Below are 25,254 nucleotides of genomic sequence, written 5' to 3'. Positions count from 1 at the left end.
ATAATACTCCGTAGGAAAAAGAGAAGTAGATATCTACTTCTCTTTTTCATTTATATGTCCAAAAAATTTGAGTATTTTATGAAATATACCTTCTCTCTCCCTATATATGATTGGCTGGGAACAAAAAGTATAATAATTTATATTGTCTAAAAAATATGCAAGTCTCATTAAGCTTATTATTAAACTTGTAAAAGCCGATAGGAAAAATCCTAATCCGTAAAAGTTTTCACCTAGTTTAAGAGAATCTAATGTAAATAAGGTATTAGTTATAATAAAAACAGAGGAAACTACAAGGGCCCCTATTCTATCTTCAAAGTATAATTGTAGTAAGATTGTAATTAGGAATATTATATTTCCATAGGCTCCTAAAACTAATATATTAAATATATCTATGGATAAATGATTTAATCCTAATCTAGGTAAAAATATATTTCCCAGTATAATTCCAATTAGTGAAAAGAAAATCTGAACCTCCATGAGATTTCTAACTTCTTCCCAAAGAACCCTCTCCATGTTATTTTTCGCATTTTCTATTTCAGATAAATTTCCTCCTCCAGTTATTAAAGAATAATACTCTCTATACTTGTTATAAAAGGAAGTTTCAACAGATACTACAAATATGACCATGGCAGGAATTATTGATAAAAAGGCATAAAAAGTTGGTACATCATAGGTTGGACAATATTTGTATGTGTCTACAATAGTCACAGACATATGACTATTCCAAAATATGAAATTATGTATGTATAAGGATAGAGTATAAAAAAAGTTTACAAGGAAGAGCTCTGGATATTTATCCATGTATGTTAAAAACCCATAGTATGTATTATTGGTACTTTTAAAAAAGCTTTTAATATATGCCATTAAAAAAGTTATTATTATAAATATTCCCATATCCATGGCCATTAAAAGACCTAGAGCCGACTTATAATTAGATGTTTTAAGTACCCAATAAGAGAGTACAATACTAATTATTACACCTAAAACATATGATTTAAATATTTTTATATAATCTTTCAACGCAGTTAAGTACACTGTTTCAAGCCACATTATAATTAATTGAATATATAATAGATAGGATGCTAAGGCAAGTTTCCAACCCATAGAAGATCTATATAAAAAGATAATACCTATTGCGCCTCCTATAGCTATACATATACTTATTATTCCATATAAAGATGGCAATATTTCTTCAAATTCTTTTTCATATAGTCTGTCTGCCACATATCTAGTTATTACCATGGAAAAACCACTAGTAATAATTTGAGAAAATATAAATGCATAAACTACCGTTGCCAAAAAAATTTCTCTCTCTAAAAAATCCATATTCAAGTATTTAAGTATAATTTGTATTGTTATAATCATGGAGGTACATAATATGAAAGGACCTACTGTTACTAAAGTAGAATATAAGTATGCTTTAATTAGGTTAAAAAAACCCTCTTTACTAAACAACTTCTTTAATTCAAAACCTATTCCAGCCACCCTATCACATCCCAAAACCATTATATATGTCTTTATATGATTCAATAAACTTATTAAATGTGTATAGATTTAAGACTCGATTATATCCATTAGCTCCCATCTTTCCCCTTAAGTCCTTATTCTTACACAGTTTAATTATTTCATATGCCAATTTTTCATAATTCATTACAGGTACCACAAATCCTCCTTGTCCATAGTGGTCCTTTCCGTATATGAGTTCCCTACAACTTCCCACATCTGTAGTTACGAAGGGTCTTCTACATGCGAATCCCTCTAATATGGCTAGGGGTTGACTTTCGCTTATACTACTTAAAACTAGTATATCCATTTTCCCTAAATATTCCTTTATATTTATTCTTCCTGTGAAAATGGTATCTCCTAGATTTAAATTTTCAACTAAGGACCTACATTCCTCATAGTATTCTTCATCTTCATCTGTAGGGCCCATTAGATAAAACTTTGCATTATCTATTTGCTCCTTTACCATATAAAAAGCCATTATCATAGTTTTCACATCTTTTATAGGTACTATCCTAAGAACTGCTCCAATGTTTATATATTTATCTTTAGGATCCTTCCCAGGTATATGACTAAACTTACTCACATCTATTCCATTTGGAATTACATATATCTTTTCCATATTACAGCCTATTTCAGCTTGGATATGTTTATTTTTCTCAGAGAGGGATATTATCTTGTCCGCCTTATCATAAGCACAATTAGATAGATTGTAGAAAAATTTAATCCACATGTCTTTAAAATATCCCTCTATCCAATTGGATTTTATTATTTCTTCTTCCCTCTCCCTAGTATATATACCATGTTCAGTTAATATAAAAGGTTTATTATAAATATAATTTGCAAGACTTCCTATAATTCCTCCGTATCCTGTTGATACACTATGATAAATATCAGCCTCTGGAACCTTCACTTTTATAAGGAAAAATAGTGGAATAATCATGGACCTAACAGCCCAAAAGAAGTTATTAAAAGGTATAAGATTGTACTCTTCCTCATAAGCTTCTTTTATTATGTTAAACATGTCCTTACTCATGAAAAAATCCATTAGATTATCTATTTTCCCATTATGGAAGAAATCAAAGAGTATATTAAAGTCTACTGGTTGGCCTACTATTAATGATTTTATATTGTCTTTTACTTGACCAGTTATTTTAAATTTTTTACCATAAAATCCTTTTAAATCTAGGATCTCATCTAAAAACACTTCTTCAATATGGGCCATATTAGAGGATAGTTTGTATTTATATACGCCCCTATTTTTACTCTCAGCTCCAATGGCATAGATTATAAACTCATGTTCTTTTATATTTTCTATTAAAGACTGGGTCCAGCTGGACACCCCTCCTGCCACATGAGGATAACTTCCCTCTGCAATTAGACAAATCTTCATAATTACTCCTTTTTTTCAGTGTATATGGTTCCCTTGCTATCTTCTAGTTGTATAAGATATATACCTTCATCAATATTTTGCACTTTACAATTTTCAAATTTCTTTATTGCTTTATTAGTTCTAAGTATAAAATACATATTAGGTCTAAAGTTATTGCAATAGATTTCTATTTCATTTTCACCATATTTAATGTATGGATCTGCCTCTTCATATTTTATTAAGTTTATTCCTGCTTCTGAGGTGGTATTTGCCCTTAGCCATCCATATTTTTTATAGATTTCTTCTTGAATTTCTTCAAACTCTTTACTAAGTTCACTCCAGCTTTTACCATCACTTCTATGGGTATCTAATATATCATCAGGATGTATGAAGTGTGAAAATACACCAAATAAACTCACTCCATTATAGATTGTCCACAATTCATCAGCCCTCTTAGTATATCCATAGGTTAGCCTTGGAAACTCGATTATGCCATCTTCACTTATTTCAAATTCCTGTTCATACACATCTCCTGTATAATTCTTTAGGTATAGTCCAGATATTATTTTTAAGTGAGGCATTCCCTTCTTAATGGCCCGCCTTCCCTCTGGACTTAAAATATTTGAAGGAGGTACATAAGTTCTAAATGTGTAGTGGGGGAATACGGAATGACCATAGTTTATTACTTCTTTTACGGCACCTACCATAGTTTCTTCACTGTCCCAGGGATTGTATCCTAAGTCTTCTTTTATATAACCCTCTGGAGCCAATGATTGATGATTATATCCATGTATTCCAATTTCTCCACCATGTTTCAATACTTCTCTCCCATATATTAATAAATAATTTTTAGCCTTAGGATCATCCTGACTAAAGGGTTCACGTACTCTGTCATTGTAGGTTTCTATTATGTATGAAGTGTATTTTATATTATATTTTTTTGAGAATTTTAGCATATCTCCCCACCAAATTTCCCTATAAAATTGTGGAATAGTTCTAGCATATTCCTTATAAATTTTATCATTTATTCCTTCAGGTACAGGAGCAGGGAAATCATCTATATGTACTAACTTGCAATTTATTATGGGATAAATAAAATCCTCCCTACTTAAACTTATGATACCGGCCATTAGGCCCGTATTTAGTTTCTCATTAGTGATTGTTCCATTAAAAACAATGATCTTTCCATGGCCATAATTATTGCTCCAAAGTAACGGGATATCATCATAGGAAGTGGCATATACTCTTGATTTATCATTTAGTATTACATCCATTGATGAATTTTCTATAAATTCTTCATTGCTTTGAAATTCTTTAACACCTATTAATATATTTTCTTTCAATTTTATTCCCCGAATATCTAGTAGACCCTTATGATCTACTATTCCAAGAGATTCATGTATTTTATTAAAATTTTCTCCATCCAAAGGTCTTTCCATAAAAATAAGAGTTCCTCCACCTTGGGCAAAGTTCATTATATTCTCAAGATTTTTTATATTATCTATATATTCAAGGGCGATGATTATAGTATCATAATGGAAATCTTCTATATGTTCATTTACGCTAACTTCTACTATATTTTTTTTCATATACTTCTTCAAAATTTTATTTAGATGGCCTCTTATTTTTAAACTTCCAGACTCCATCTCATCATATATAATTAAAAATTTTTCTTTATTCACATGGGAAGGAATATTAATTTTTATAGGATCACCAATTTCCTTTGCAACATTTACATTTTTAGTTGCTTTATTTATAATATCTAACCTAGTAATTTGAAATATGCCTGCTGTAAATATTAATCCAAGTAATATTAATATTATAGATTTTTTATACATATTTTTTCCTTTCCATCCAAAATCTCAATATTTTTAATCCTTTAGGTGATAATCTAATAGATGAATTTCTTAATGAATTTATACTCTCATATAGTTTTTTATAATCTCCTAAATTATAATATAGCTTTATATATGATAAATAGGGCCCTTCCTCTAGGCCAAATTCATTTAAATAGCTTTCACAATATTCCCTAGCTTCCTCATAATTTCCAACTTTAATTTCATAATGAATTTTTTCTTCATAGTATAGGGGGGATTGTTCCTTAGATAATATAAGCTTTAGTAAATTTAAATATATACTCCTATATTTATAATGTGTAAATTGGTCTAATAATCCGCTTTCCATATACTTTTTCACAATTTCAATGTATTCTTTTATTGTTTCTATAGAATCTTTATTTTTTTCATACTGAACTTCTTTCAACTGCAAATCCTTATCTAATTCACCCTTTATTCTCATCAATGCAGATGCAGCATAGTGAGAAGTTTCTGAGTCTTCATCATTTAATGCACTTTTTAAAATGGATATATTTTGAGAATAATCCCCCTTTAAAACATCCAATAACAATTGCCTTTTTTCCTTATTAGTGTTATATATTAAAGCGTCTTCCATTGATATGGTATTTATTTTTTTAGGTAGGTTTATACCTTCTATCTGAAAAACTTGATTTTTGCCTTTTATATATTCTCCATAGGAATTTAATATATGGGTTGAATCTTTAATTTGTGTACCTATTAATTTAGTTAATATTAAATGGCTTATTCCTAATAGGGGTATCATAAAAACTAATAAAAATTCATTAATGGCTTCTATTCTTTCTTTTTTAAAAAGGCCATATAACAAATAACCTATACTTATACTAATATGTAAAATTATAAACTTATTCAACATACTGACCACCTTGTACTAAAGATACATGTATCCCTTTCCTCTTTAACTTATGACTTATTATATCCATATCTTTAACTTTTGCATTGGTTAGTAATAAATATAGTTTATTGTCTTTTCCAAGGCCTATATAATCATCAGCTCTTATAATAGGCTTTAATTTTCCACTAATTTTTTTGTAAGGTTCCAAAGTGTTAATTTTTAATAATAAATAATCCATATTAAACTTTTCATACTTTTGTTTAATAGTTTCTAAGACACTTTCAAATTCATTGGTTTTTAAAATAAAAGTATCCTCTATATACTTTTCAGACATGATACTTTGTTCATGAACATATGCCATGGAAAGAGAATCAGATATTAAACCTGTCAAAATTTTAAATAGGTTTTCATAATATAAGGTTAATTTTTCAAATTTCACTTTATATATTGCAATTATTCCAAATACCCTATTGTCCTTTACAATGGGAGCTGCCATAATTGGAAGGTTTGGATTTAAATTATTATTTATAAATATTTCTTTTTTTTCAATCATATTTTTAATTTCAGTTAGATTACCTAAATCTATAGAGTTAGATATTTTTAAATTATTTTTTCTTGATTTAGCTTTTAATCTTAAAAATTCCCCCTTATGACTAGCTGTATATACGCCCACTTCATCCGTTTCCATTATACTTTCTATGACACCTACACAACCACTATATACCTTTTCCTTTTGTAGATATTTTAATTGTTCAACAATGCTATATATTTTCCCGAAGCTATCCTTTGAGTTTATTATTTGTTTTTCAAATTCATCCTTTAATTCTCTTGTTTCTCCGTAAATTTCATACAAGAAGCTGTATTTTTCCTTTAAAGCTTCTATTTCTAAATCTTTAAAATCCAATACTCGATTCTTTTTATCAAGGACATATCCTGTTGTGGTCCCAATTAAAACATATATGGCTATTATTATTAAATGCTTAGGTTCATAAAACAATACTATTATATCTCCACCTACTCTTAAGTATCCAAACACATATAGAATAATAGATAAGAATATGGATATACTTGATTGCTTCTTACCATATAATATGCCCATTAAACCTATATAAATTATACTTGAGAATGTGTATAGATCATTGTTTAAGGGACTTGTCCCAATGCCTTTTAAGCACATGTAAAATAATATTATAAATATTAATATATTTTCAGCGTAAGGTAATAGGATCCTCATTAATCTATTAAATCTTTTTTTTTTATTTTTACCCTTCACTTCTTTACTAGTATCCATGTGATTTAACTTACAGTTTTGCCTATACCACTCATAGGTTTTAGAAAGGCCTTCTTCTAATGAATAAATATTCCTCCAATTAAGATCCTTCTTTACTCTAGTATTATCTAATCTGGAATGAAGAATATCTCCCTTTCTCTTTTCTCCATAAAGGATCTCCTCTATAGATTCAAGACTCTTTAAAACTTCTAATAGATCATTTAAACTCTTCTCAGTATTTGTAGATAAATTATATACACCACTAATATTTGATACCATAGTACTCTTATATATTCCATCAACCACATCTTCCACATATATATAGTCTCTAGTTTGCTCTCCATCTCCAAAGACAGTTAATTTATCTCCCTTCATAAGTTTCTTTAAAAAAATAGAAACTACTCCAGCTTCTCCCTTTACCCCCTGCCTAGGACCATACACATTAGAGAATCTAAAGGCTATAGTATTAAGTCCATAGATTTCATTCCATTTAATACAGTAATACTCTCCTATTAATTTACTTATTCCATAGGGAGAAATAGGACTTATCTTGCTTTTTTCCGTAAGTGGCAGTGTTTCATTGTCTCCATAAACTGCTGCAGAAGATGCAAAAATAAACTTTTTGACTCCATATTTTGCTGATAATTCTAGCATATTTACTAGTCCCATAATATTAACTTGAGCGTCTAATCGGGGATTTTTCAAGGACATATTTACATCTACTTGGGCTGCAAGATTAATTACTACGTGAAATTTATTTACTTTAAATATTTCTTCACACTTTTTATCTTCAATACCTAATTTGTAGAATTTATGTTTAACTTCTACATTTTCAGCTTTTCCCGTTGAAAGATTATCTATTATGTATACTTCATGTCCCTCTTTATAAAATCTATCTGCCACATGGGATCCAATAAATCCATAACCACCAGTAATTAAGACTTTCATTTTATTCACCACCTTTATAAAAGAAAGGAGAATTAGTTCTTATAATTTATTTTGCCCACTTTTCACTAAATGACCTATGTTTTTTTACATTCTCCAATTTTTTAATGATTTAATATTGTGTCACAAAGATGATTAAAATTCATTTATAATATAATTAGAATACTGGAGGTGCTTGCAATGAAGGGAAGTGTCTATACGACATTTATAGTAATAATTTTAGCTTTATTTTTATTAACAGGAACTGATGATGAAGTGTTGGCCCTCTCATATGATTATGGAGTTTTCATAGGATCATCTCCTAGAGAGATTCGAAAACTTTCCAAATACGAGGAAGTAGTAATTGATGGCTTCTATTTTACAAAGGAGAATATAGATTATTTACATAAAAAAGGTGTAAAGGTCTATAGTTATATAAATATAGGTTCCTTAGAAGAATTTAGACCCTACTATAACAATTTCAAAAATATAACATTGGATGATTATGAAAATTGGCATGATGAAAAGTGGATAGATGTTTCCAATGAACAATGGCAAAATTATCTAGTTAACACTTTAGCTAAAGACCTTTCAGACAAGGGTATTGATGGTTTTTTCATAGATAATGTGGATGTTTATTCCATATATAAGAATAGTGAAACCTTTGATGGTGTTTACACCATACTAAATACTTTAAATACTTCCTATAATAAACCCATAATCATAAATGGTGGTTATGAATTTATTAATAAAGCCTTCTCTGAAAATATTAATGTGGATAATTTCTTGTATGGAATGAACCAGGAAGAAGTTTATACCAGTATAGATGATTACAAATATAATATATTTTCTAAGAAAAGTAATACAGATATTAATTATACAATAGAATACTTAAGTTCCCTTAAGGATCACGGGTTTAATATATATGTTATAGAATACTCTAAAAATAGAAGGTTAAATAGGAAAATTACTAATATATATAGGGATTTAAATTTCAAAGCTTATGTCTCTAGAAGTATAGATCTATAAATAATTAAAGGAGTAGTTAAGATTTAGAATCTTAAATACTCCCTTTTATTATCCTAATATTTTTCCCATTAAGGTTCCCATGGCTGATGCCATTTGAAGGCCCCTAGTCCATCCACTAGAATCACCTAAACAGTATAAACCCTTTACATTAGTCTCAAAATTTTCATCTAATTCTATTTTATTTGAATAAAACTTAACTTCTGGTCCATACAATAGGGTTTCTCTACTAGCAAATCCTGGCACAACCACATTCATGGCCTCTATAAAGTTTAATATATTAGTCATGGTTCTATAGGATATGGCTGATGTTAAATCTCCTGCCACTGCATCCGGTAATGTGGGAACCACATTTGACTGTTCTAGTTCCTCTTGCCAAGTTCTCTTACCATCTAGTATATCTCCATATCTTTGAACTAATATTTTTCCGTTTCCTAACATATTCACTAATTCTGAAACCTTTTTACCATACTCTATAGGCTTATTGAAAGGATATGAAAAATTATGTGAGCATAAAATAGCCAAATTAGTATTATTACTTTTTTTCTCTTTATAAGAATGTCCATTAACTACGGCTAAATTATTATCATAATTTTCCTGGCTAACAAATCCTCCAGGATTTTGGCAAAAGGTTCTTACTTTGTTTTTAAATGGCTTAGGATGACCTATTAACTTTGATTCGTATAAAACATTATTTACTTTCTCTAACACTTCATTTCTAACTTCTACTCTTACACCTATATCTACAGTTCCTGCTTTATGATCTATATTATGATTTTCACACATATTCTTAAGCCAGTATGCACCCTTCCTTCCAGTACATACTACTACCTTATCTCCATATATGACTTCTTCTGTATCACCCATGGAGTCTTTTATATTTACGCCCTTTATACATCCCTCATCTATAACTAAATCCGTTACTGTAGTGTTGAATTTAATCTCTACTTCATTGTTAATTAAATGTTCCTGTATTCTAAAATATATTTCTTGAGCCTTCTCTGTACCTAAATGTCTTATGGGACAATCCACAAGTTTCAGACCTGCTTCTATTGCCTTTCTTCTTATACCTTTGATTTCTTCTACATTTCCTAATCCTTCAACCTTAGTATCTGCTCCAAACTCCAAGTAAATCTTATCTGCATAATCTATAGCTTCCTGGGCTTTTTCTCTTCCTATTAACCTTGGTAAATCTCCTCCTACCTCATAGCTAAGAGATAATTTCCCATCAGAAAAAGCTCCTGCTCCAGAAAATCCTGTAGTTATGTGACAATAGGGCTTACATGAAACACATTCTTTAGTTTTATCCTTTGGGCAATATCTTCTCTCTATTTTTCTGCCCTTTTCTATTAGTAATACTTTTTTATGAGAGCCCCCTCTCACTAACTCCAATGCTGTGAATATTCCGGAAGGTCCTGCTCCGATTATAATAACGTCATAATTCATACAAAACTCCTCACTTTCGCATAATAGTTTGCCATACATTAAAATTGTACGTTATATAACGAATTATTTCAAGTTTTTTCTTGATAACGTTTTGTATTTTCATGTTGTATTATGTCTTTATATAAAAAATAATTAATATTTATGTAAATAAAAAAAAGCCTAAGTATAGGCTTTTCTCTTTCTTAAAAATATTCTCTTCGGCCAGTTCCCTTGTAGCAGATTTTCCGCATTATTTAAAAATACGCCTACTATTATACAAACTCCACCTATAAATGTGAATGCTGTTAAATTTTCATTAAAATACATGACAGATATTATGGCTGCAATTAAAGGATTTATATAATTAAATACAGATGTCTGTGTTGCTCCAATTTCATCAATGGCCTTATACCAAATATAAAAACCGAATACACTGCAAGGAATAGCAAGATATAGTCCTGACATATAGGTCCATATACTTATGGAGCCTATCTTATTTATTATAGGTATTGGTGATAATGGATTTGGTACGGTTACTACAGGAATCATCATAATAGTTCCTAAAATATACATATAAGCTACCACTACAAGAGAATCATATTTCTTTAAAATCCGTTTTGCACCTATGGAAAAGGCTGCTAGCATAAATCCATTTATGATCATGCACATATCACCAAATAAATTTTTACCGATAGTTACTTTCGTTAAGTCTCCCTTGGTTATGGTGAGTGCTATTCCCATAATACATACAAAAAGACCTATTGTTTTTATTTTACTCATCTTTTCCTTATATACAACTACAGAGTATATGGCTACTACTATGGGTGCTATGCCTACTAGCAATGATGCATTTACAGTAGATGTATATTTTAGACCTGTGTATTGAATTATTAAATATCCTGTTATTCCAATGAAAGCTAAATAAGCCGTATAAGCATAATCCTTCATGTTTTTCATTCTTCTCTCTTTAGGTACCCTAAATAAGATTACAAAGAATATGGCTGCTGAAAATATGCATCTTAAAAATAATAATTGAGCAGGTGTCAAATCCTCCATGGCCATTTTAACTACTGCAAAAGATGCTCCCCAAAACATGGTTGTAACAACAAGTAACATATAAAGCATTTTTCTACTCATATTCAACCCCTCTTGATTTTTAAAATTTTTATACTAAGTTAAGGCAATTTCATGTTAACATACATATATATAACAGTAAAATAGATATATTTGATATAGAATATCGGTTTATCCGATAGACATGGGAGTGTTATTTATGGAGACTAAATTGCTTAGAACTTTTTTAGTAGTAGCTCAAAATAAAAGTTTCTCTAAAGGGGCTGAAATACTCAATTATGCCCAATCTAGTATTTCAGATCAAATACGTAAATTAGAAAACCAGTTAGATACCAAACTCTTTGAAAGATTAGGTCATGATGTATATCTTACCAAAGATGGTGAAACCTTATTATTTTATGCAAAAAAAATATTAAATTTATGCGAAGAAGCTCAAAATACCATATCTTCATCTTCTTCCATCATAAAAGGAAAGTTGACCATTGCCATGACAGAAAGTCTTTGTGTATTTAAATATCCAAAACTCTTTCGTGATTATAGAAGCTTATATCCTCATGTGGATTTAAAAATTAAGATTGGCCATTGTTATGAATTCCCCAATTGGATAAGGAAAAATATGATAGATGTGGCCTTTTCACTAAACAAACCATCCAATCACCCTGATATAATAGAAAAGGCCCTGTGTGATGAACCTTTAACTCTAATAGTAAATAAAAATCATCCCTTTACAAAGGAAAAATACTTAGTACCCTCTGATTTAATAAATGAAAATTTCATATTAACTCAAAGGGGAAGCCATTACAGAACATTGTTTGAACAATACTTAGGAATCCATGGAGTCATGGCTAAGTCCACATTGGAATTTGAAAGTATCGCTGCCATAAAGCAACTTGTAAAGAGTGGATTTGGACTATCATTTTTACCTAGAGTTACAGTAAAAGAAGAGTTAGCTAATAAAGAATTATTTGAAGTTCTTATGGAGGATAAGACCTTTTCCATACCTAATAATATTACTTACCATAAGGATAAGTGGATATCACCACCAATAAATGCATTATTTAATCTAGTGGATAAGAGTACCCAATAAGTTATTGTATACATATAATGTATATTATTAGCTTTTGGAGGGATTTTTTTGAGTGATAATATGAAGAATACTGATTTTTGCAATTGTTCCACAATAAAAGTAATTAATAACCTTCCTGTAGAATTAAAATACCAAACAGAATACTTAATAGATGGACAGTTTGAAAAATGTCCTATAAGCTCCATTCCACCAGGTCATAAGGGAATCATATTTAAAGTAAATGATCATAGTAATATGGGCCTTAAAGGAGGAGTAATATACTATTACGATGACTCTGATCAACATAGAAAATATGTTTTATTTGAGTTTATCCATTCTACTAATGATCATACAAACAAATTCTTTTTATCAGCTGCTCCAGCCAATACAATTAAATGGTCCCAAACTCCTGATAATTCCGGAAATATAGTTTATACACTTCATGATTTTAAAAACGAGTAAAGGTTTATCTACATTTAGATAAACCTTTACTAAAAGTTATTATTTTATTTTAAACTTCCTTACAGATTCCTTAAGATTGTTAGCTCACCTATAGACCTTATAGAAGAGGCCCTATTAGTCTAGATATGGATTCTTTAAATTTGATCAAACTAGATCTATTCTTATATTCTTCTTTAGTAATTTTTCTACATTCCTTTAAATCTTCCATAAATATATCTTCTAATTCCTTTGCAGTTTTTCTATCATATATAAATGCATTCACTTCAAAATTCAACCTAAAGCTTCTATTGTCTAAGTTGGCCGTCCCTACAGAGGCCACCTTCCCATCTATTACACAAGTCTTAGCATGTAAAAATCCCTTTTCATATAAATAAACTTCAGCTCCCGCGTCTAATAAATCCCCCACGTAAGAATAGCTAGCCCAATATACAAATATATGATCTGGTTTATTAGGAATCATTATTTTTACATCTATCCCAGATAATGCTGCTATTTTTAAGGCCTCTAACATGCTTTCATCTGGTATAAAATATGGAGTCTGTATATAAACATTTTTCTTTGCCTCATTTATCATCTTAATATACCCATACTTTATTTGTTCCTTTTGAGAATCTGGTCCACTAGAAACTATTTGAATCCCTGCTTGTCCATCACATGTCTTCATTGGAAAATATCTATGTAGATCATCCATAGGCTCATGAGATGCAAAGCGCCAATCTAATATAAATCTAGATTGTAGTCCCCCTACACCTCCACCCTTTATTTTTAGGTGGGTATCTCGCCAATAACCTAATTTTTTATCTAGACCTAAATATTCATTTCCCACATTAAATCCACCTACAAATCCTATTTCTCCATCTATTACTACTATCTTTCTATGATTTCTATAGTTCACCTTAGGATTTATTATAGGTATAGATGATGGAAAAAATAATTCTACCTTTCCACCTGCTTCTTGTAAATCCTTAAAGGATTTTCTCTTTACAAATTTACTTCCTATAGCATCATATATAAATCTTACTTCTACTCCTTCTCTAGCCTTCTCGATAAGCGCATTTACTATCCTCATACCAAGTTCATCTCTTCTAAAAATATAGTACATTATATGAATATGATCCTTAGCATTTTTTATACATTCTATGAGTTCTTTAAATTTGCCTTCTCCCTCTTTAAATATTTCTATATGATTATCTTGACTAAGTACAGCATTCTCTTCTAATAAATTCATTCTTATCATGTCTTTATATTGAGACATGGATGGATCTTTAAATTGAATTTTTCCTTCATTAATATTTTTTAACTGATGTTCTTTCATTCTGGTGGTTACTTCTTCTTCTTCTTTTCTTAACTTAAATAATTTTCTTTTACTTAAATTCTGAGAAAATAGTAAATAAAGTATAAATCCCACAACAGGAATAAGTAATAATACCATTATCCAAGCCCACGTGGAGGAAGGATGTTTTCTCTCAAAAAATATAACCACAAAGGCAAGTATCATATTTAATAGAAATATAATGCTAATACCTGTAGTAACTTGGACTCCAAAACCTAATAAGCTCATATTTTGCCTCCTTAAATCTTCCCTTACTCTTTTCTAATTATATCCCTTAAGGCCCTATCATTTTCTTTTATTTTTTTATAAGTAATCCTATAATACCATACTTGCTTATGTACAAATGGATTTTTCATTGATTTACGTATTTTTTGTAATTTTTTTTAGATTTATTCTATGGGTATATTACATATGAACAATTCCGTACAATAACATAATCATGATTATGAAAATTGTTTAAATATATCGAATTTTATCAACAAAGCTGATATAATGTCTGTATACATACTTTTGTGATAAAAAGAAAAGGGGTGGATATATGTCAAAGAAAGGATCATTTTCTAGTCTCAAGAAAAAAATGATTTTTTCCATACTACCAATAGTTATAATTCCTATTCTCATTATAGGAATGTACATTAATCAAAGGTTTAAAACCACATTAAAAAATCAGTTTTTAGAAGCATCTTCTAAGGAAATCCTTCAAGTAGATAATGCTATTAACATGTATTTTGAATCTGTTTCAGAAAACGCTAACATGTTAGCAAATAATAGCATAATAAAAAAAGCTGATGATAGTATTACATCCTATGTGGACAAAACCAATATAAAAAAAATGACTCCTTCACAAAATGGTGGAATGGAGCAAGAAATTTATGAAATCTTTAATGGATTCGCAAAAAGTCACCCTAAGTCATCCTATGTGTACATGGCAACTAAATATGGTGGTTATATTCAATGGCCTGAATCAGGCACAATGGATAATTATGATCCTAGAAAAAGACCCTTTTACGAAGCTGTCTTAAAAAACAATGGAAAAACCGTCCGTACTTCTCCATATTATTATCCAGCAGATGATGCAGTTATTATAAGTACAGTTACATCTATCACAGATACTAATGGTGAATTTTTAGGAGTACAAGGTTTAGATGTGAGTTTAAAGTCTTTAACGGAAATAACTAAAAATATTAAGATAGGTAAAAATGGATACATAATATTATTAGATAATAATGGGACCATATTAGCCCATCCTAAAAATTCAGAAATGAACTTTAAAAACATATCAGAATTAAATATTGAAGAATTTAATAATGTTTTAAGTAAAGATAATGATAACTTTGAATTTGTTGAAAAAGACGTTTCTTACTATGGAAATCTCTATACATCTCCCTCATCAGGTTGGAAATTCATAGCAATTATCCAAAAGGATGAATTAATGACATTAGCAAATAGTATAAATAATATAATTATGGTTTTAGTATTAGTTTCTATAATTCTCTCTTCCTTATTTATCATGCTATTTGCAAATAAATTTACTAATCCATTACTTAAAATTTCGGAACAATTAAAAACCATCTCCAAGGGAGATTTCTCCATAAAATTAAGTAGTAACTTAATGAATAGAAATGATGAAATAGGGATACTAGCCAATGGTATAAATCAAATGCAAGATGATTTAAAAAATCTAGTTTCTCAAATTAAGGATTCTTCTGATACCTTATCTCATACTTTTGATAATGTGGTACAAATGACTGAAGAAAATAAAAATACTATTAATGAAATATCTAGAGCAATCAATGAAGTAGCCATGAGCGCCGATGATGAAGCTAAAGAAATTGAAGATGGAGCAAATAATGTGAACGATTTAGCTGAAAGTATAAACTTAGTATCAGATAAAATCCAGGACATAAAGGACCTTGCCATTAAATCTAGTAAAAATAATAATGTGGGCTTAGATACTATTAATACCCTGATTGAAAAATCTCAAGAAGTTCAATCTTCCGTTACTCATGTTAATAATATGGTAGTTGAAATGGATAGGATGGCAGAGGAAATAGGTGTAATAACAGATACTATAGCTAACATATCTGAACAAACTAACTTACTTGCATTAAATGCAGCCATAGAAGCTGCTAGGGCTGGTGAAGAAGGTAGAGGATTTGCTGTAGTTGCTGAAGAAGTGCGAAAACTTGCAGAACAATCTAATGCTTCTACCCAAACTATTAAAGATATAATAAATAAGATTCAACTTCAGTCTAAAACTGCCCTTGAAGGTATTAATAAAGCTAGAGAAATAACTGATGAGCAAGATACTTCAGTTATGATGACTCAGTCTTCCTTCCAAGAAATTTCCTCATCCATAGAAGGACTATATGAGGCAGTAGATAATGTTCAAAGCTATAATGAAGACATGAATATAAAGAAAGATAAACTTTTAGATATGATTACAAATTTATCTGCTTTATCAGAAGAAACAGCAGCTTCCACAGAAGAGGTTGCCGCATCATCAGAAGAACAAAGCGCATCCATGGAGACCATATTAAATTATGTAATTAATTTAAATAGTCTTGTAGACGAGTTAAAAAACCATGCAAAAAAGTTTAAAATATAGATAGATATTTAAAATTATTACGCCCCAAACTAATTTTTTTAAATATTTACTCCTAAAAAGAAAAGTGAACTGGTTAATCCAGTTCACTTTTCTTTTTTTAGTTGCTAGGAAATCATAAATTTACAAAACTGTAGATAACTAAAAAAATAAGAGGGTGTGGGTGAAGAATTCCCCTGCCTGTTTAAAGGAGGGTCTTCAGATTGCATTAGCAATCGTCGAAGGGACCCATAGGGTTCCATAACGAATCATAAGAATTATGATTTTTTATCCAATTTATTTTCTACAAAATACAATATATACATACCTAGAGCACCTACAAGACCTAATACAAAGGTGAAAGGCCATACCATAACTATCCCATATTGTTGTATGAATCTACCCATTATAGGAGGACTATAAGCTTCACCCGTTCCTTGTATAAGGGGAATTATGGAATTAACTCGTCCCCTATGGGATATGGGAGTATGATTTGCTATATATACTCCTGAATTTGTGGCTGCTAATATTTCTCCAATAGTCCATATTAAGGCTGACAATAAAAACAGGTATAAATTCTTAGCATAATATATACTTCCAAATCCTATGGCATAAAAGATTAAAGCTATGGACATGTTTATACTTGGCTTAATTTTTCTTGTAATAAGTGTAATAGGGCTAGTAAGTAAAACTACTATTACTCCCGTAAAAGACATTACTATACCAAAATATTTAGGTCCATTATATCCAAATATGAAGTTGGCATAAATGGGTGTGCTAAAGGAATATTGATTATATACAAAATAGGCAATTATGGATATAATACTAAAGCATAATAAAAATGGTCTTCTTATTAAAATACTAATAACATTACCTTCTTCAGATCTTTCTTTGTTAGTTTCACCATATCCTTCATTTATTTTATCTAAGGATGGCATAGTATCCTTTATAATCACACCTACTAGAACTAAAGAAATTAAAGTAGTAGCTGCATCTCCTAAAAATATAATCGGCTTATAATTTCTATATAAAAATCCTGCCGTTGCTGTACCTATGGCAAAACCCACATTACTTCCTAAGTATAATAGGGAAAAGCTACTTTTTCTATTTTTCTCATTGGTCAAATCTGCTGTCATAGCACTTATGGCTGGTCCTGCTCCACCATTGAAGAACAATGCTAACATTAAAAATCTAGGTATCCACATGGATTTTCCTAAAAATGCACAGGGTATAAAAGATAAAGCAGCTAAAGACTGACATATTATATAGACCTTTTTTCGCCCTATCTTATCCGTTAGTTTTCCCCCTATTAATGATCCAGGTACATAGGATACGGTGACCATAAACATAGTTAATCCTGCCTTGGCTGGAGAAAGGTTTAAGTAATCCGTTAAAAACATGGTCAAAAAAGGATATACAAAATTACCTAGAGAATTCACAGTTTTAGCTATGGCAAGAATATATATTTCTCTTGGTAATCCTGAATAAGCCCAGAGTCGTCTCCACATAAGGTCCTCCTAATTTTCCGTATTACATATAATACTATAGACTTTTTCTAAATATTTCAATATTAATATGTATGATATATTATGGAACATATCCTTTAAAAGATTTAAGGCTAAATCCATATGGATTTAGCCTTCCTTTATATTATTTATTTAATTCTCATATCCTTTTACTAAAAATTCTTTTATTTCATTTATATCCATTTTATCAATACCTAATTCTTTTGTAGTTCTTCCTGTATCTAAATAATCTTCATCCATTAAGGCTGAAGCTATTGTCATAATTGAATCCATAATAGGAGTTTTAATATCCACTTGGTGAGCCAAACTGGCTAGTACTCCTAATGAATACGGTGTGTCTTCCGTTAAATATCTATTGGATAAGCTCTTTGGTCCCTTTATAGAACTGAATATTGGACTTTTATGATAAGCCTCATAAAGGGTTTCTTCATTTGGTGCATATCCCATATCAAATATTCTCTTTTTAGTTGGGATTACTTCATATCCAAACATTGCACAGACTTTCTCTCTCTCCGAATCAAGTTTCTCTATTACCCTTGCTACTGAAGGACTTATTCCCTCTTTATAGTGGTAATGCTCATCACCAAAGAAATCTATTTTAGCTGCATTTAAAACCATAGGTACAGGATGTGAAATTGGATTTCCATTGTTTAAAGAAGTTTCTAATACGTCCTTTCTCAACTCTGTACATGGATATAATTGCTTTATTATATTATACATTTCCTCATTGTATTTAGCTGGGAAAGCTGCAAAGTATAGTTTTTTACATCTAAGGATTATATCAACACCTGTTTCGCTTGTTTTTCTTGAAGCATATGGAAGAGTGTGTAACTCTGATAAGATAATATCTTTGCTTTTTCCTAATTCATGAAGTATCTTTCCTATTACTAAAGTTCCCCCAGTGGAGCCTGGAGTTAAAAATATTTTATGCCCTGCTCTTAGATATGGTGCCGTTTCGTGGGCAAATTTTTCCTGTGAATAAGCTGGTATAACTGGAATTATAATATCGTTTATAAAAGCTATTTTAGGATCTGAAGTCACATTATGGATATGAGCTATTCCATTTCTTCCTTCTCCAGATACGTGGATTGTCTTTTTATCAAACAAATCCTTTACTCTCTCTTTATATCTCTCTGCCACATACATGGTAACCTCATGGCCCGCTAAAGCCAAATCTCCAGCAACGGCAAATCCACCATGGCCTATTCCTATAACTGTTAATTTCGCCAATTGCATTCCTCCTTTATTAAAATAGTTCTTTCCTACTATATATTGTACATTATTTTATCCCTTTATGAAAAGGTTTTCGGCCATTTTATTTTATTTTTATTAATTAAAAGGGAAAAATTGTACAATTACTCTTGATTTCTTCACATTATATGTTTTTTCATCATTTTTCTTCATTTTTAGTGATAATATTTATGCATAATAATAGGGTATAGATTTCTTCATAATTTTAAGAATCTATACCCTATATTATTCTATTTATATAGTTTTTGTGATTTGTTCTTATTTATTCAAATTCCCTTATTAAAGGTACTAAAAATATCTTTATAATGGCAGCTATCGGTACGGCTAATATCATTCCCAATATACCGAAATATCCTCCACCTACTGCTAGGGCAAATAATATCCAAACGGGAGATAAACCTACAACATTTCCCATAATCTTAGGATTTAAAAAGTTTGCATCAAATTGCTGTAAAATTAATATAAATATGGCTACGGATAAAGCTTTTATGGGGCTATAAAATAAAGTTACTAATACGGCTGGTGTAGCACCTATGAATGGGCCCACATATGGGATTATATTAGTTATACCTATTATAATTCCCAATAATGTGGCATATTTTATCTTCATGAAAAAAAATCCTACTATGGCTATAACTCCTACTATGGATGCTTCTAAACTTATTCCACCTATAAATTTTTTAAAAATTCCATTACAATTATTTAATACATATATAGTTTTATGAGCTCTTTCTTTTCCTAATAGAGTATATATTACATCTTTAGCAAGCTTTATTAAATTATCCTTATCAATAGTAGAATATATAGAAATAATTATACTCATACCAATAGTTATAATAAAACTTGTAAATCCCTGAAATAAGTCTCCTATATTACTAAAAATAGAGGTTAAAAATAGGGGAATCTTTCCCTTTACTTCTTCTAATCCATTTAATACTAGATCCCTTATCTCAGGTGTAGTTATCTTTTTTAAATACCTATACATGTCTTCCGTTCCTGTTGGTACATTATTCACTATATCTATAGAACTCTTTACTATAGTAGGTATAAGAACTGTAAATAAGGATATTAATCCTATGAAAAATAAAGTATATACCCCTAATATTGATAATCCCCTTTTCATATTTAATCTACGAGACACCAACTCTATTAATGGATTTAATAAATAAGCAATTATAAATCCTATAATGAATGGTGTTAATATACTGAAAAACTTAACTGATATGGCCTTTATATTGTCTACATTTTTATAAAGAAGACCAAGGATTATTAATCCTCCTATTACTATTAGATATTTTTCTATAAACTCCCTATATTTATTTATCATATTTCCTCCAACTTTTCTCTTAAATTAATAAAAACAGTATACCATAAAACATATATTTATATACTAATTTTTTCCTTTACATAAACAAAGAAGATATGATCCATATTATTAGATCATATCTTCTTTATTTAATAGAGCTAATTTATTTTTATCATTCCACATCTTTTTAAGTAAGAACATTAATACACTTACTGAAAATAACATTAATAGACCAAACACTACCATCTTCACATCTCCCACCAGCATATCCCCAATATAAGAATAGACTAGGGTAGCAGGCAATTGACCAATTCCCGTAGCCCAGAAAAATGACCAAAAACTCATAGATGTAAGACCAGCAGCATAACTTACTATGTCAAAGGATACAAAGGGTAATAACCTAGCTATTAATATGGCATATTTTCCGTATTTATCAAAAAATACATCTACACTTTCTAAGGCATACTTGCTAGTTAATTTTTCTGCCACATCTCTTCCAAAAAATTTAGCTATATAAAAGCAAAGAACTGCCCCTGCCATGGCACTAAACCAGGATAAAAGTGCTCCCTTCACCCAACCAAATAAAGCAGCATTTGAAAATGTAATTAAAAAGGCTGGTAAAGGTGCTGCCACCGATTGAAATATCATGAGTAAAAATGATACTATGGGTGCCCATATGCCAAAGGATAATATATATGCCTTTACCGCATCCACATTTAAACTCTTCATTAAAATTACTACTTCATTTATGTTTTCCCTAATTGGTTTAACAAGAACATACAATAATAGTATTCCTGCTATAATTTTTATTTTAAAAGAACTTTTATTTTCCAATTTAACATCTCCCTAAAAAACTATGATTTCAATTTCTATTATAATTTGGAATGGATTCTATGTGAAATTAGTTTTTTCTATGGGTTTTAGAATGTGATAGAGGATGTTTATATATAAAGTAAAAAAAGTTAGACAATTATATATAATTGTCTAACTTTTTTTTTATATTCCTAACTCTTCTTTTACTTCTTTAAATGCATTTATTGCAAAGTCTAAATCTTCTTTTGAATGAGCTGCTGAAATTTGTGTTCTGATTCTTGCTTTTCCTTTTGGCACTACTGGATAATAGAATCCAATCACATAAACACCCTTTTCAAGCATTTTTTCTGCCATTTTTTGTGAAAGTACTGCATCGCCAAGCATTACTGGAACTATTGGATGTTCACTTTCTATAATATCAAGGCCTATATCCTTTATTTTTTCTCTAAAGTATTTTGTGTTTTCTTCAAGCTTATCTCTATATTCTGTGCTTTCTGTAAGCATTTCTAAAACCTTTAATGATGCAGATGCAATAGCTGGTGCTAAAGTATTTGAGAATAGGTATGGTCTAGAACGTTGTCTAAGTAGATCGATTATTTCTTTTCTACCACTTGTATATCCACCACTTGCTCCTCCTAGTGCCTTTCCTAATGTTCCTGTTATTATATCTACTCTGTCCATTACATCTCTATATTCATGAGTTCCTTTTCCATGTTTTCCTGTAAATCCAACTGCATGACTATCATCTACCATTACAAGAGCGTTGTACTTATCAGCAAGGTCGCATATTCCCTTTAGATCAGCTATTATTCCATCCATTGAAAATACACCATCTGTTGCTATAAGTTTAATACGTGCTCCATCTTTATCAGCTTGAATAAGTTTAGCTTCTAAATCTGCCATGTCATTATTTTTATATCTATATCTTTTAGCTTTACTTAGTCTTACTCCATCGATTATACTTGCATGGTTAAGTTCATCACTTATTATTGCATCCTCTGCTGTTGTTATTGTTTCGAATAAACCACCATTTGCATCAAAACATGATGAATATAAAATTGTATCTTCTGTCTCTAAAAATTCACTTAGCTTTTGTTCTAATTGTTTATGCACTTCTTGTGTTCCACAAATAAATCTTACTGATGACAATCCATATCCCCAGTTATCATAACTTGCTCTTGCTGCTTCCTTTACTAATGGATTATCTGATAGACCAAGATAATTGTTTGCACACATATTTAGGACATCGTTTACCTTCGTCGTATCAATTCTGCTTCTTTGTGGTGTAGTTATGAATCTTTCAGATTTCCATAATCCAGCATCTTTAATTCCTTGTAATTCATTAGCATAAATTTCTTTAGCTGATTTAAACATTTCTCCACTCTCCCTTATTAACAACTCATCTATATTTTTATATTCAATCTATTTCCAATTAAGTATTACTTTTCCTGACTGACCGCTTTTCATTATTTCAAAGCCCTTTTCAAATTCTGTATAATGGAAATTATGTGTTATTACTGGTGCTATATCTAAACCAGATTGAAGCATTGCAGTCATTTTGTACCAAGTTTCAAACATTTCTCTTCCATATATACCTTTTAGGAATAGGCCATTAAATACAATTTTATTCCAATCTACTGTAGTTTCAGGTCCTTGTATTCCTAATAATGCAATTTTACCACCGTGGAACATGGCATCTATCATATCATTAAATGCTTGTGCATTTCCTGACATTTCAAGACCTACATCAAATCCTTCTTTCATTCCCAATTCGTCCATAACACTTCTTATTGTTTGTTTTGCCACATTTACTACCCTTGTAGCTCCCATTTTCTTTGCAAGTTCTAATCTATAATCATTTACATCTGTTACTACTATATATCTTGCTCCAGCCTGTTTAGCTATTGCTGCAGCCATTATACCAATAGGGCCAGCTCCTGTAATAAGAACATCTTCTCCTAATAAATCAAATGATAATGCTGTATGTACGGCATTTCCAAGAGGATCAAAAATACTTAATACATCTTCTGGTATTGTTGGGTCACAAAGCCAAATATTTGTAACAGGAATAGATGCATATTCAGCAAAAATACCAGTTCTATTTACTCCTATACCTTCAGTATCTTTACATAAATGTCTTCTACCTGCAAGACAGTTCCTACATTTACCACATACAATATGTCCTTCACCTGAAACTATATCTCCTACTTTAATATCTTTTACGCCTTCTCCAACCTCTACTACTTCACCAACAAATTCATGTCCTATTGTCATTGGCACAGGAATAGTGTCTTGTGACCATTTGTCCCAGTTATATATATGTACATCCGTACCACATATAGCCGTTTTACGCATTTTAACAAGTACTTCCCCTTCTTTTACCTCTGGAAAAGGAACTTTTTCTAACCATAACCCTGGCTCTGCATATTTTTTTACTAGTGCATCCATCATTTTTGACATAAAGTATCCCTTCTTTCTTTTCTTTGTTTTATATTTGTGTAGTATATTTATTTAGTATTGTACAATATCTATATTTATAGCCTTTTTTAATAATTTCCTTCATAGCATTTTTTTACTTTATCTCATAGAAAAAGCATCCGTCTTTTCCTCGCGTACATTTCCACCTTTTATAGGCCTTTTTGTTTCTACATGGCGTACAATTTTAATAAATTTATTATACTACAAAAAAGCAAATAGTCAAACAACTTGTGTATAAATTCAAAATTTTTCTAATTTGCCAAAACTCATATATAGCTAGAATTTATTAAATTTGGAAATAATTTATCTATATCTATAAACAAATTATTATAACAATGTTCTCTTTATTGGCATAATGTAATTTTTCATATATAATTAAAATGGATATTTTTTACACAAGGAGGTATTTCATGAATCCTTTATTTCAAAATTTAAATACATTTAATAATTTTTTCATCAATGTGGGTGTTTTAAGCCTCTTACTTAAAACTTTCTTCATATTATTTAAAATAGCATACATATATAATGATGCTTCAAAGGTTCGAATGGATAAGATTTTATGGATAGTGGTATCTCTGTTTATCCCCTATGAAATGGGATTTTTATCTTATATTTTCATAAGGGAATTTAGAATATATAAAAATTATGGAGAAACCATAGAAAAAAAATCATACAACTTTCAGTTTGATTTATCTAATGGTACCGTTAGAATCATATGTATACTATTAGTAGTTTTATTATTGGGAATTGCCTCTGGTTACTCAAAGGGAGTAAATCCAATTCCTTCTACTGATGATTCTTCCATAAGAATAGATTCTTCATCAAATACATATAATGGTGTACTAAAGGATTTTACAGGTACAAAGGAAAAGGAACTGAGATTTCAAAGGGATGGAGATTTAATAATAAGTTACTCTTCTAGAATAAATGGTTACATTGACATGGGTATATATTTTAATAATTCTCCCAAATTAATTTTTAAATCTGGTGAAACTAGAACTGTGTCCATTCCAGTAAAAAAACATAATATATATAAACTAAAAATAAAAGCGAATGATGCTAGAGGTAAATTTTATTTTGATTGGAAATTAAAATGATGAAAAAAGAGATAAAACGTTAAGTTTTATCTCTT

19 protein-coding genes are annotated in these 25,254 nt (G+C 30.0%); 5 read left to right on the top strand and 14 right to left on the bottom strand.

Going from position 1 to position 25,254, the window contains the following annotated elements; all coding sequences use genetic code 11:
* Positions 1–33: 33 nt before the first annotated feature.
* The 5 genes from pelG to CCE28_RS18175 are packed head-to-tail and all read right to left on the bottom strand — an operon-like array spanning position 34 to position 7,802.
* Positions 34–1,485 (bottom strand): exopolysaccharide Pel transporter PelG, encoded by a 1,452-nt coding sequence (gene pelG / locus CCE28_RS18195; protein WP_095135157.1) that lies wholly within the window; start codon positions 1,483–1,485, stop codon positions 34–36.
* 4 nt (positions 1,486–1,489) lie between these two features.
* The gene (gene pelF / locus CCE28_RS18190) at positions 1,490–2,896 is read right to left on the bottom strand and encodes a GT4 family glycosyltransferase PelF (RefSeq protein WP_095135156.1); all 1,407 of its coding nucleotides are present in this window, start codon (positions 2,894–2,896) and stop codon (positions 1,490–1,492) included.
* 2 nt (positions 2,897–2,898) lie between these two features.
* Positions 2,899–4,713, bottom strand: coding sequence for a DUF2194 domain-containing protein (locus tag CCE28_RS18185; protein ID WP_095135155.1), 1,815 nt, complete (start codon positions 4,711–4,713; stop codon positions 2,899–2,901).
* Positions 4,706–5,602 (bottom strand): tetratricopeptide repeat protein, encoded by an 897-nt coding sequence (locus CCE28_RS18180; protein ID WP_141228383.1) that lies wholly within the window; start codon positions 5,600–5,602, stop codon positions 4,706–4,708. Before CCE28_RS18180 ends, CCE28_RS18185 begins: the two co-directional genes overlap by 8 nt.
* Positions 5,595–7,802 (bottom strand): NAD-dependent epimerase/dehydratase family protein, encoded by a 2,208-nt coding sequence (locus CCE28_RS18175; protein WP_095135153.1) that lies wholly within the window; start codon positions 7,800–7,802, stop codon positions 5,595–5,597. The genes CCE28_RS18180 and CCE28_RS18175 overlap by 8 nt, the downstream gene beginning before the upstream one ends.
* Before the next feature lie 177 nt (positions 7,803–7,979).
* On the opposite strand from CCE28_RS18175, the gene CCE28_RS18170 reads away from it, so the two are divergent.
* Positions 7,980–8,807, top strand: coding sequence for an endo alpha-1,4 polygalactosaminidase (locus CCE28_RS18170; RefSeq protein ID WP_095135152.1), 828 nt, complete (start codon positions 7,980–7,982; stop codon positions 8,805–8,807).
* 48 nt (positions 8,808–8,855) lie between these two features.
* On the opposite strand, the gene CCE28_RS18165 is transcribed toward CCE28_RS18170, so the two are convergent.
* Positions 8,856–10,250, bottom strand: a complete 1,395-nt coding sequence (locus CCE28_RS18165; protein ID WP_095135151.1) for an NAD(P)/FAD-dependent oxidoreductase — start codon at positions 10,248–10,250, stop codon at positions 8,856–8,858.
* Positions 10,251–10,409: 159 nt separating this feature from the next.
* The gene (locus tag CCE28_RS18160; protein ID WP_095135150.1) at positions 10,410–11,366 is read right to left on the bottom strand and encodes a DMT family transporter; all 957 of its coding nucleotides are present in this window, start codon (positions 11,364–11,366) and stop codon (positions 10,410–10,412) included.
* A gap of 136 nt (positions 11,367–11,502) precedes the next feature.
* On the opposite strand from CCE28_RS18160, the gene CCE28_RS18155 reads away from it, so the two are divergent.
* Entirely contained in the window at positions 11,503–12,390 is an 888-nt protein-coding gene (locus CCE28_RS18155) for a LysR family transcriptional regulator (protein ID WP_176461908.1), read from the top strand.
* Positions 12,391–12,438: 48 nt separating this feature from the next.
* Complete coding sequence (locus tag CCE28_RS18150; protein ID WP_095135148.1) at positions 12,439–12,831, top strand: hypothetical protein; 393 nt, start codon at positions 12,439–12,441, stop codon at positions 12,829–12,831.
* 97 nt (positions 12,832–12,928) lie between these two features.
* Here CCE28_RS18150 and cls read toward each other — a convergent pair whose 3' ends face one another.
* Positions 12,929–14,392 carry a cardiolipin synthase gene (cls, locus tag CCE28_RS18145; protein ID WP_095135147.1) on the bottom strand — a complete coding sequence of 488 codons (1,464 nt, stop codon included), beginning with the start codon at positions 14,390–14,392 and terminating at the stop codon, positions 12,929–12,931.
* Positions 14,393–14,702: 310 nt separating this feature from the next.
* Here cls and CCE28_RS18140 point away from each other — a divergent pair, with 310 nt between their 5' ends.
* Positions 14,703–16,772, top strand: a complete 2,070-nt coding sequence (locus CCE28_RS18140) for a methyl-accepting chemotaxis protein (protein WP_095135146.1) — start codon at positions 14,703–14,705, stop codon at positions 16,770–16,772.
* 254 nt (positions 16,773–17,026) lie between these two features.
* Here the strand turns inward: CCE28_RS18140 and CCE28_RS18135 are convergent, their stop codons facing one another.
* From CCE28_RS18135 to tdh, 6 genes are all read right to left on the bottom strand, one after another.
* Positions 17,027–18,256, bottom strand: coding sequence for an MFS transporter (locus CCE28_RS18135; protein WP_095135145.1), 1,230 nt, complete (start codon positions 18,254–18,256; stop codon positions 17,027–17,029).
* A 150-nt stretch (positions 18,257–18,406) separates the two neighbouring features.
* Positions 18,407–19,504 carry an NAD/NADP-dependent octopine/nopaline dehydrogenase family protein gene (locus CCE28_RS18130; protein ID WP_176461907.1) on the bottom strand — a complete coding sequence of 366 codons (1,098 nt, stop codon included), beginning with the start codon at positions 19,502–19,504 and terminating at the stop codon, positions 18,407–18,409.
* Positions 19,505–19,787: 283 nt separating this feature from the next.
* The gene (locus CCE28_RS18125; RefSeq protein WP_095135143.1) at positions 19,788–20,852 is read right to left on the bottom strand and encodes an AI-2E family transporter; all 1,065 of its coding nucleotides are present in this window, start codon (positions 20,850–20,852) and stop codon (positions 19,788–19,790) included.
* A gap of 108 nt (positions 20,853–20,960) precedes the next feature.
* Positions 20,961–21,665: a TVP38/TMEM64 family protein gene (locus tag CCE28_RS18120; protein WP_330396885.1), complete on the bottom strand. Its 705-nt coding sequence runs from the start codon at positions 21,663–21,665 to the stop codon at positions 20,961–20,963.
* A gap of 162 nt (positions 21,666–21,827) precedes the next feature.
* The gene (locus CCE28_RS18115; RefSeq protein WP_095135142.1) at positions 21,828–23,018 is read right to left on the bottom strand and encodes a glycine C-acetyltransferase; all 1,191 of its coding nucleotides are present in this window, start codon (positions 23,016–23,018) and stop codon (positions 21,828–21,830) included.
* 48 nt (positions 23,019–23,066) lie between these two features.
* A complete protein-coding gene (gene tdh, locus CCE28_RS18110; protein WP_242973021.1) occupies positions 23,067–24,104 on the bottom strand; it encodes an L-threonine 3-dehydrogenase in 1,038 nt (345 codons plus the stop codon).
* 428 nt (positions 24,105–24,532) lie between these two features.
* Here tdh and CCE28_RS18105 point away from each other — a divergent pair, with 428 nt between their 5' ends.
* Entirely contained in the window at positions 24,533–25,219 is a 687-nt protein-coding gene (locus CCE28_RS18105; protein ID WP_095135141.1) for a hypothetical protein, read from the top strand.
* Positions 25,220–25,254 lie beyond the last annotated feature (35 nt).

The sequence above is a fragment of the Anaeromicrobium sediminis genome, assembly GCF_002270055.1.
Lineage (GTDB): Bacteria > Bacillota > Clostridia > Peptostreptococcales > Thermotaleaceae > Anaeromicrobium > Anaeromicrobium sediminis.
Note: the sequence above shows the minus strand (reverse complement) of the source record. Positions and strands in the feature narration are given on the sequence as shown.

What these genes read in the sequence shown, in the direction of transcription:
- CCE28_RS18155 (WP_176461908.1), top strand. Translation starts at nt 11,503, where the DNA reads ATGGAGACTAAATTGCTTAGAACTTTTTTAGTAGTAGCTCAAAATAAA.
- cls (WP_095135147.1), bottom strand. Translation starts at nt 14,392, where the DNA reads ATGAGCTTATTAGGTTTTGGAGTCCAAGTTACTACAGGTATTAGCATT.
- CCE28_RS18125 (WP_095135143.1), bottom strand. Translation starts at nt 20,852, where the DNA reads ATGATAAATAAATATAGGGAGTTTATAGAAAAATATCTAATAGTAATA.
- CCE28_RS18175 (WP_095135153.1), bottom strand. Translation starts at nt 7,802, where the DNA reads ATGAAAGTCTTAATTACTGGTGGTTATGGATTTATTGGATCCCATGTG.
- CCE28_RS18140 (WP_095135146.1), top strand. Translation starts at nt 14,703, where the DNA reads ATGTCAAAGAAAGGATCATTTTCTAGTCTCAAGAAAAAAATGATTTTT.
- CCE28_RS18185 (WP_095135155.1), bottom strand. Translation starts at nt 4,713, where the DNA reads ATGTATAAAAAATCTATAATATTAATATTACTTGGATTAATATTTACA.
- CCE28_RS18135 (WP_095135145.1), bottom strand. Translation starts at nt 18,256, where the DNA reads ATGTGGAGACGACTCTGGGCTTATTCAGGATTACCAAGAGAAATATAT.
- pelF (WP_095135156.1), bottom strand. Translation starts at nt 2,896, where the DNA reads ATGAAGATTTGTCTAATTGCAGAGGGAAGTTATCCTCATGTGGCAGGA.
- CCE28_RS18115 (WP_095135142.1), bottom strand. Translation starts at nt 23,018, where the DNA reads ATGTTTAAATCAGCTAAAGAAATTTATGCTAATGAATTACAAGGAATT.
- tdh (WP_242973021.1), bottom strand. Translation starts at nt 24,104, where the DNA reads ATGTCAAAAATGATGGATGCACTAGTAAAAAAATATGCAGAGCCAGGG.
- CCE28_RS18160 (WP_095135150.1), bottom strand. Translation starts at nt 11,366, where the DNA reads ATGAGTAGAAAAATGCTTTATATGTTACTTGTTGTTACAACCATGTTT.
- CCE28_RS18105 (WP_095135141.1), top strand. Translation starts at nt 24,533, where the DNA reads ATGAATCCTTTATTTCAAAATTTAAATACATTTAATAATTTTTTCATC.
- CCE28_RS18165 (WP_095135151.1), bottom strand. Translation starts at nt 10,250, where the DNA reads ATGAATTATGACGTTATTATAATCGGAGCAGGACCTTCCGGAATATTC.
- CCE28_RS18170 (WP_095135152.1), top strand. Translation starts at nt 7,980, where the DNA reads ATGAAGGGAAGTGTCTATACGACATTTATAGTAATAATTTTAGCTTTA.